Here is a 7,249-nt window from a genome sequence, read left to right as displayed (position 1 = left end):
ACCCCGCCCAACCCGCACAACGCCGGCCTGCCCGACCTGAAGCTGCCCGAGGCGGGCGTGCTGACCCCGGTCCTGCAGACGGTCCCCGGCGCGAACCTGGGCCTCGGCCCCGGCCTGTAGCCGAACGCCGCACCCACCGGGCCCGGACCACCACGACAGCTCCGGGCCCGCTCGCGTTCCCGCGCCGGGACCGGTGGCCTCCGCATCCCGTGTCCATCTGTTGGCCCCTCGACGGTGACCGCACGGGGTGGCGGTCGGTTAGCGCTTCGGAGAACCGAGCGAACCGGATCGGACGAGGAGCGAGTCATGGTTGTGAGTGCAGGCGGGGTGGCGGTGGGCGCGGAGGGGGAGCCGACGAGAGCCGGGACGCGGCGGGAGATGCTGCGGGGGCTGCTGGCGCCCGCGATGGCGCTGGCCCTCGCGCCCGTCGTCGCCGCCTCGCGGCCCGCGAGCGTGGAGCCCAGGCCCGGCGAGGAGGCCTTCGACGAGACGTATCACGGCCGGCGCATCCAGGGCTTCAAGACCGCCACCACCGCGATGGCGGCGCACGGCGCCGTCGGCGAGCACTGGCAGGTCACCGTCGACGGACGCCCGCTGCATCTGATGCGCCGGGCCGACGGCACCTGGCTGAGCATGGTCGACCACTACCGCTCGTACCCGACCCCCCTGGCGGCCGCCCGCGCGGCCGTCGACGAGATGGGACCCGGGGAGCACCTGCGGGACATGGCACCGGGGCCGGTGAGCGGCGAACAGACGGACATGGGGGGACATCTGCACATGGGGGGAGACCATGGCGTATACGCGTAAGGACGTCAGCAGGCTGACGAGCGCCGAGAAGCGGCGGTTCGTGAACGCGATGCTGGAGGTCAAACGGCGGGGGCAGTACGACGAGTTCGTGCGGCTGCACATCGAGTACTACACCTCCGACGGGGAGGACGGGCTGCGCGCCGCCCATATGACGCCCTCCTTCCTGCCCTGGCACCGCCGCTTCCTGCTGGAGCTGGAGAAGGCGCTGCGCAGGGTCGACTCCTCGGTGAGCGTGCCGTACTGGGACTGGACCCGCGACCGCACCGCGGCTTCGGCGCCCTGGACCGCGGATCTGCTCGGCGGCAACGGGCGCATCACGGACCACCGGGTGACGACCGGGCCGTTCGCGTACGCGGCCGGCCACTGGACCATCAAGGAGGGCGTCACCGACGGGAAGTTCCTGACCCGGGACCTCGGGCGGGCCCGTGACCCGATCGCACTGCCGACGCGCGGCGAACTTGAGTCGGCGCTCGCCGAGCGGGTCTACGACGTCTCGCCCTGGGACTCCACCGTCACCAGGGGCTTCCGCAACAAGCTGGAGGGGTGGGGGACCGGCCGGGGGAGTGTCGCCTGGCGCAATCACAACCGGGTGCACCGCTGGGTCGGCGGCGCGATGCTCGGCGGCGCCTCCGTCAACGACCCGGTGTTCTGGCTCCACCACGCCTTCGTCGATCTGCAGTGGACCCGCTGGCAGGCCCGGCACAAGGGCGCCCGCTACCTGCCGGCCAAGCCACCCGGCGTGGGCGACGAGCAGCACGGGCGGATCGTCGCCCGGCACGAGAAGATGCCGCCCTGGGACGTGACACCGGACCAGATGGAGGACGTCAGCCGCATCTACCGGTACGTCTGAGCCGGCCTCGGACAGCGGCCCCGGACAAGCGGCCCGGGGCACGGGAAGAGCCCCGGCGCTCGAGGTGCCGGGGCTCTTCCGTGGGTGCGCAGGGACGTCAGTTGCCGTACCCGTAGCCGCCGCTCTTGTCGTGGCCGTGGTCGCTGACGTTGGCGCAGCTGTTGCCGAAGGCCGGGTTCAGCAGGCCGATCACGTTGACGGTGTTCCCGCACACGTTGACCGGGATGTGGACCGGGACCTGGACGACGTTGCCCGACAGCACGCCCGGCGAGCCCACGGCCGCGCCCTGGGCACCGGCGTCGGCCATGGCCAGGCCGGCGCCGCTGACGACGACGGCACCGGTGCCGAGCGCGACGGCGGCCACCTTCGCGATGCGAGACATCACGTTCTCCTTCTGAATAGGCGAGTGCGCCGGCACCACTCGCCGTCGCACTCCCCCTTCAACGCCGAGCCTCGCGCAGAGTCACGGCGTTCATCGGTGCATCACCCTTTTTGAACACCCGCTCGCACGCCGTCGCTCCCCTCATCGGCCCAGCCGCCGCACCGGCTCCCCGTCCAGGAAGGCCCGGATGTCCTCGACGGCCTGCCCGTAGTACGTCTCGTAGTTCGCCCGCGACACATAGCCGAGGTGGGGCGTGGCCAGCAGCCGGGGCGCGGTGCGCAGGGGGTGGTCGGCGGGCAGGGGTTCGACGTCGAACACGTCCACGCCCGCGCCGGCGATACGGCCCTCGCGCAGGGCGGCCAGCAGGGCGTCCTGGTCGACGATGGCGGCGCGGGAGGTGTTCACCAGATAGGCGGTGGGCTTCAGCAGGGCGAGTTCGGCGGGGCCGAGCAGTCCGCGGGTGCGGTCGCTCAGGGCCAGGTGGACGGAGACGAAGTCGCTGTCGGCGAGCAACTCCTCCTTGGACGGGGCGAGTTCGACGCCCACCTCGTCGGCGTGTTCCTTGGTGAGGTGCTGGCTCCAGGCGCTGACGTGCATCCCGAAGGCGAGGCCCACCTGCGCGACCCGGCTGCCGATCTTCCCGAGGCCCAGCAGGCCGAGCCGGTGGCCGTGCAGGTCGGCGCCGACCGTCTGCTGCCAGGGGCCGCCGGAGCGCAGGGCGTTGTTCTCCGCGACGATCCCGCGGGCCAGGCCCAGCAGCAGGGCCCAGGTCAGTTCGACGGGCGGGGTCGAGGAGCTCGCCGTGCCGCACACGGTGACGCCCCGCGCCTCGGCGGCGGCGTAGTCGATGACGCTGTTGCGCATGCCGGAGGCGACGAGAAGTTTCAAGCGCGGCAGGCGGGTGAGCAGAGAGGCGGGGAAGGGAACGCGTTCGCGCAGGGTGACGACGATGTCGAACTCGGCGAGCGCGGAAACCAGTTCGTCCTCGGAGGCGAAGTGCTCGGAGAAGGAGACGGTCTCCACCCGGTCGGCCACGGACGACCAGTCGGCGATCTCGGTCGCCACCTGCTGGAAGTCGTCGAGCACGGCGCAGCGCAGGCGCACGGGGAATCCTTTCGTCGGTATGCCGGATACGGGTCGCTTTGTCGAGTACAGGTCAGTTTTAAGGTTGCGCAAACCGAGAACCGTTACACTCGCCAGCCCGTACAGCCCATCCATCGAACCATCCAACCGGGGAGAGACATGGCGGGTCGGTTCCTGTCCGTACGGGCGCTGCTCGTGCCCGGTGTCCCGGCCGCCCTCGCGGTCGTGCTGCTGACCCTCGGGGTCGCCCTGTCCTTCTTCGACGGACGTCCGTACGTCGGCGGGGGACTGATCACCGCCGGACTGATCGCCGGGGCCGCGGCGGTCGGAGCGGCGGTCGGCGATGTCGCCTGGTGCCTGTTGGTGGGCGACCGGGAGCTCCCCCGGCAGCAGGAGAAGTCCGTCGAGAGCGGTTCCGGCTGACGGCATGGCGACCGGTGGATGCCGGACCCCCTGCGGGAGATCAGCCCGTCCGTTCGTCGGCCGCCCGGTCCAGCAGGGCGCGCAGCACCTGCTCGTCGTCGGCGGGCAGCGCGGTGACGAAGCGGGCCAGTACCGCGCGGCGGTCCCGCTCGCGGTCCAGCACCTTGCGCATCCTCAGCGCGGCGAGCCCCGCCTCGTCCCCGGCCGCCTCCCAGACGAAGGAGCGGCCCTCCCGGCGACGGCTCACGGCCTGCTTGTCCAGCAGCCGGCTCAGCACGGTCATCACCGTCGTGTAGGCGAGGTCGTCGCCCAGGCGCTCCCGCACCCAGGCCGCGGTCACCGGGGCGTCGGCCGTCCGCAACACGGCGAGCACCTGCGTCTCCAACTCGCCCTGCGCCCGGCGCGGGCGGCGCTGCTCCGGTTTCGCCATGGTCGCATCGTATAGAGGGGAGGGGGCCCGGGGCCCGTGCCTTCTACTCTCCTGTAGAGGTGAGCGCGGCCCCTAGACTGGGACGGCTTGTCGGCTTGGGTGGGACGGGAGAGGGCTGTGGCAGCGGACATCGGTGGCTTCGAGGATCCCTCCGCCGAGGTACTGGCGGAGGCGGCCGCCGCCTTCGGGCTGCTCGCGTCCTCGGCCCGGCTGCACATCGTGTGGGCGCTGGCACAGGGCGAGAGCGACGTCACCCACCTCGCGGACCGGGTCGGCGGCGCGCTGCCCGCCGTCAGCCAGCACCTGGCCAAGCTGAAGCTCGCCGGGCTCGTGCGCTCCCGGCGGGAGGGGCGGCGGCAGATCTACTTCGTCGACGATCCCGACGTGGTGACCGTGGTGCGGGTGATGGTGGGTCAGCTGTCCGCGCGTGCCGAGGGCGACTTCGGGAGTCGAGGCCCCGTACGCAGGCTGCGCGGGGCCGGTGGCTGAGAGCACGGCGGCCCCGGAACCGGATCCGGGGGCGGGATCTCCGGGAGCCGGACCGGGTGCGGAGGGCACGCCGGCCGGACCGGACGTCGAGAGCAGGTCGGCCGGACCGGACGTCGAGCGCGCGCCGGTCGGGTCCTGGGCGGAGTGCGGCCCGGGTGACGACACCGAGGCGGGAGATCCGTACCGCGAGGTCGTGCGAAGGCGGCGTGCCCCGGACGACGACGGCGGCGGTGCCGTCACCGTTCTGCAGACCCTCCGGCGTCTCGAGAGCGGCCCGCGAGGGCTGACCGAGGCGCAGGCCGAGGAACGGCAGGGGCGGTTCGGGGCGAACACCTTGCCCGTGTACCGGGAGGCCTCCTGGGCGGCGACGGTGCTGCGCAGCACACGGGACCCCTTCACCGTCGTCCTGCTCTGCCTCGGGCTGGTGTCCGCGGTCGTCGCGTCGTGGGGCACCGCCTGTGTGATTCTGCTGCTGGTCGCGGTGAGCTGTGTGCTGCGGGCCTCCGGGGAGCACCGGGCCGACCGCTCGATGGCCGGGCTGCGCGGACTGGTGGCCAGCACCGCCACCGTCCTGCGCCGCCCCGAGGAGGACCTGCCGCCGGACGACCGGGAGATCCCGGTGGAGGAACTGGTGCCGGGGGACGTGATCCGGCTCGGCCCCGGCGACCTCGTACCGGCCGACGTACGGCTGCTGCGGGCGCAGGGGCTGACCGTCCACCAGGCCGCGCTCACCGGGGAGTCGGCGCCGGTCGCCAAGGACGCCGGCGACCCGGCCGCGGGCGAGGGCGGTGTCTTCGACCGGCCCGAGCTCTGCTTCCAGGGCAGCAGCGTCGCCGGCGGCAGCGCGACGGCGGTGGTCGTGGCGACCGGCGCGCGGACCAGGTTCGCCGCGGCCCACGGGCACACGGACGGAGGCCGGGAGGCCAGCGCCTTCGACCGGTCGGTGCACGGCATCTCCTGGATCCTCATCCGGTTCATGCTGCTGACCCCGCCGCTGGTCCTCATGGCCAACGCCGCCCTGCGCGACCGCGGCCTGGAGACCCTGCCCTTCGCCGTCGCCGTGGCGGTGGGGCTGACGCCGGAGATGCTGCCGGTCATCGTCACCATGTGCCTGGCGCGCGGCGCCGCGTTGCTGGCCCGCGCCCACGGGGTGATCGTCAAGCGGCTGCCCGCGCTGCACGACCTCGGCGCCGTCGACGTGCTGTGCCTCGACAAGACCGGCACCCTCACGCAGGACCGCCCCGTCCTCGAGGGCACCCTCGGCCCGGACGGCCACGACGACCCCGAGGTGCTGCGCTGGGCGGCGGTGAACGCCTGGTGGACCCTGCAACTCGCCGACCTGCCCGCCCCGGACGCCCTCGACGACGCCGTCCTGGACACGGCCGACGAGGACGCGGTCATGGCGTACGACGGGGTGGCGGCCCTGCCCTTCGATCCCGTACGGCGCCTCGCGACCGCCGTCGTGCGCACTCCCGGCCGGCTCGGCACGCACACCCTCGTGGTCAAGGGCGCCGTCGAGACCGTCCTCGCGCGCTGCGCGCTGGCGGACGAGGAGCGGGCGCGACTGCTCGCGCGTGCCGCACGGCAGGCGGACGACGGGCTGCGGGTGCTCGCGGTCGCCACCGCCGAACGCCCCGCCCGGGCCCGCGAGTACACCCCCGCCGACGAACGCGGCCTGGAGTTCCGGGGCTTCGTCACGCTCAAGGACGCCCTCGCGCCCACCGCGGCCGCCGCCCTGCGGGGCCTCGCCGAGCAGGGCGTCACCGTCAGGATCCTCACCGGCGACCACCCCGGCACCGCCGTACGCGCCTGCCGCGACCTGGGCGTCCCGGTGCCGGCCGACGGCGTCCTCACCGCCGACCAGGTCGACCGCCTCACCGACCCCGAACTCACCGAGGCCGCCGAGCGCACCGTCGTCTTCGCCCGCTGCGCCCCCGAGCACAAGGCCCGCGTCGCCGCCGCCCTGCGCGCGGGCGGACACACCGTTGGCTACCTCGGCGACGGCGTCAACGACCTGCCCGCCCTGCGCGCCGCCGACGTCGGCATCGCCCCGCGCGACGCGGTGGCCGTCGCCCGGGAGAGCGCGGAGGTGGTCCTCGCCGAGAAGGACCTCACCGCGATCGGGCACAGCATCGCCGCCGGCCGCTACTCCGGCGGCAACATCGCCACGTATCTGCGCATCACGCTCTCCTCCAACCTGGGCAACGTCATCGCGATGCTCGCGGCCGGTCTGCTGCTGCCCTTCCTGCCGATGCTGCCGGCCCAGGTGCTGGCGCAGAACCTGTTCTTCGACGCCGCCCAGCTGGCCTTCGCGCACGACCGGCCGCACCCCTCGGTGCTGCGCCGCCCGATCCTGCTGCGCCCACGCGACCTGCTGCGGTTCATCACCGGCTTCGGCGTCCTCAACGCGGTCGCCGACCTCGCCACCTTCGGCGTGCTCACGCTCACCCTGCACGGGCCGGGCGGCCTGGACGACTCGGCGGTGTTCCACTCCGGCTGGTTCACCGAGAACCTCATCACCCAGGCCCTGGTGATGGTGCTGCTGCGCGCCGGGCGCGACACGGCGGGGCGGTTGCCGGGGCCGGTCGGATGGGCGGCCGGCGCGCTGGCCGCCGTAGGACTCCTGTTGCCGGTGACCCCACTGGGCTCGCTGCTCGGACTGACCCCGCTGCCACCCCTTTATTACCTGCTCCTGGCCGCCGTCCTCGCGCTCTACACCGCCGGGCTGGTGGCTGTCAGGAAGCTGCCATGGTTGTACAGTTGCGCAACGTAGCAACCATGGCGA

General features: G+C 73.3%; 8 protein-coding genes. 5 read left to right on the top strand and 3 right to left on the bottom strand.

Annotation, left to right across the window (positions count from 1 at the left end; genetic code table 11):
- Positions 1-306: 306 nt before the first annotated feature.
- Complete coding sequence (locus GRC12_RS06580) at positions 307-807, top strand: tyrosinase cofactor (protein WP_208778123.1); 501 nt, start codon at positions 307-309, stop codon at positions 805-807.
- Positions 791-1,657 (top strand): tyrosinase family protein, encoded by an 867-nt coding sequence (locus tag GRC12_RS06575; protein WP_208778122.1) that lies wholly within the window; start codon positions 791-793, stop codon positions 1,655-1,657. Before GRC12_RS06580 ends, GRC12_RS06575 begins: the two co-directional genes overlap by 17 nt.
- Before the next feature lie 97 nt (positions 1,658-1,754).
- Here GRC12_RS06575 and GRC12_RS06570 read toward each other — a convergent pair whose 3' ends face one another.
- The gene (locus tag GRC12_RS06570) at positions 1,755-2,039 is read right to left on the bottom strand and encodes a chaplin (RefSeq protein WP_208778121.1); all 285 of its coding nucleotides are present in this window, start codon (positions 2,037-2,039) and stop codon (positions 1,755-1,757) included.
- Positions 2,040-2,180: 141 nt separating this feature from the next.
- Positions 2,181-3,143, bottom strand: a complete 963-nt coding sequence (locus tag GRC12_RS06565; protein ID WP_208778120.1) for a D-2-hydroxyacid dehydrogenase family protein — start codon at positions 3,141-3,143, stop codon at positions 2,181-2,183.
- A 138-nt stretch (positions 3,144-3,281) separates the two neighbouring features.
- Between GRC12_RS06565 and GRC12_RS06560 the strand changes: the two genes are divergently transcribed.
- On the top strand, positions 3,282-3,545 hold the full coding sequence (locus GRC12_RS06560; RefSeq protein WP_208778119.1) for a hypothetical protein: 264 nt from the start codon (positions 3,282-3,284) through the stop codon (positions 3,543-3,545).
- A gap of 40 nt (positions 3,546-3,585) precedes the next feature.
- On the opposite strand, the gene GRC12_RS06555 is transcribed toward GRC12_RS06560, so the two are convergent.
- Positions 3,586-3,975 carry a BlaI/MecI/CopY family transcriptional regulator gene (locus GRC12_RS06555; protein WP_208778118.1) on the bottom strand — a complete coding sequence of 130 codons (390 nt, stop codon included), beginning with the start codon at positions 3,973-3,975 and terminating at the stop codon, positions 3,586-3,588.
- Positions 3,976-4,092: 117 nt separating this feature from the next.
- On the opposite strand from GRC12_RS06555, the gene GRC12_RS06550 reads away from it, so the two are divergent.
- Together GRC12_RS06550 and mgtA are read left to right on the top strand one after the other, a co-directional pair.
- Positions 4,093-4,464 carry an ArsR/SmtB family transcription factor gene (locus tag GRC12_RS06550; protein ID WP_208778117.1) on the top strand — a complete coding sequence of 124 codons (372 nt, stop codon included), beginning with the start codon at positions 4,093-4,095 and terminating at the stop codon, positions 4,462-4,464.
- 193 nt (positions 4,465-4,657) lie between these two features.
- On the top strand, positions 4,658-7,237 hold the full coding sequence (gene mgtA, locus GRC12_RS06545) for a magnesium-translocating P-type ATPase (RefSeq protein WP_208778127.1): 2,580 nt from the start codon (positions 4,658-4,660) through the stop codon (positions 7,235-7,237).
- Positions 7,238-7,249 lie beyond the last annotated feature (12 nt).

It is taken from the genome of Streptomyces griseorubiginosus, assembly GCF_017614965.1.
Classification (GTDB): Bacteria; Actinomycetota; Actinomycetes; order Streptomycetales; family Streptomycetaceae; genus Streptomyces; species Streptomyces griseorubiginosus_B.
This window is presented reverse-complemented; position numbering and strand designations above follow the sequence as displayed.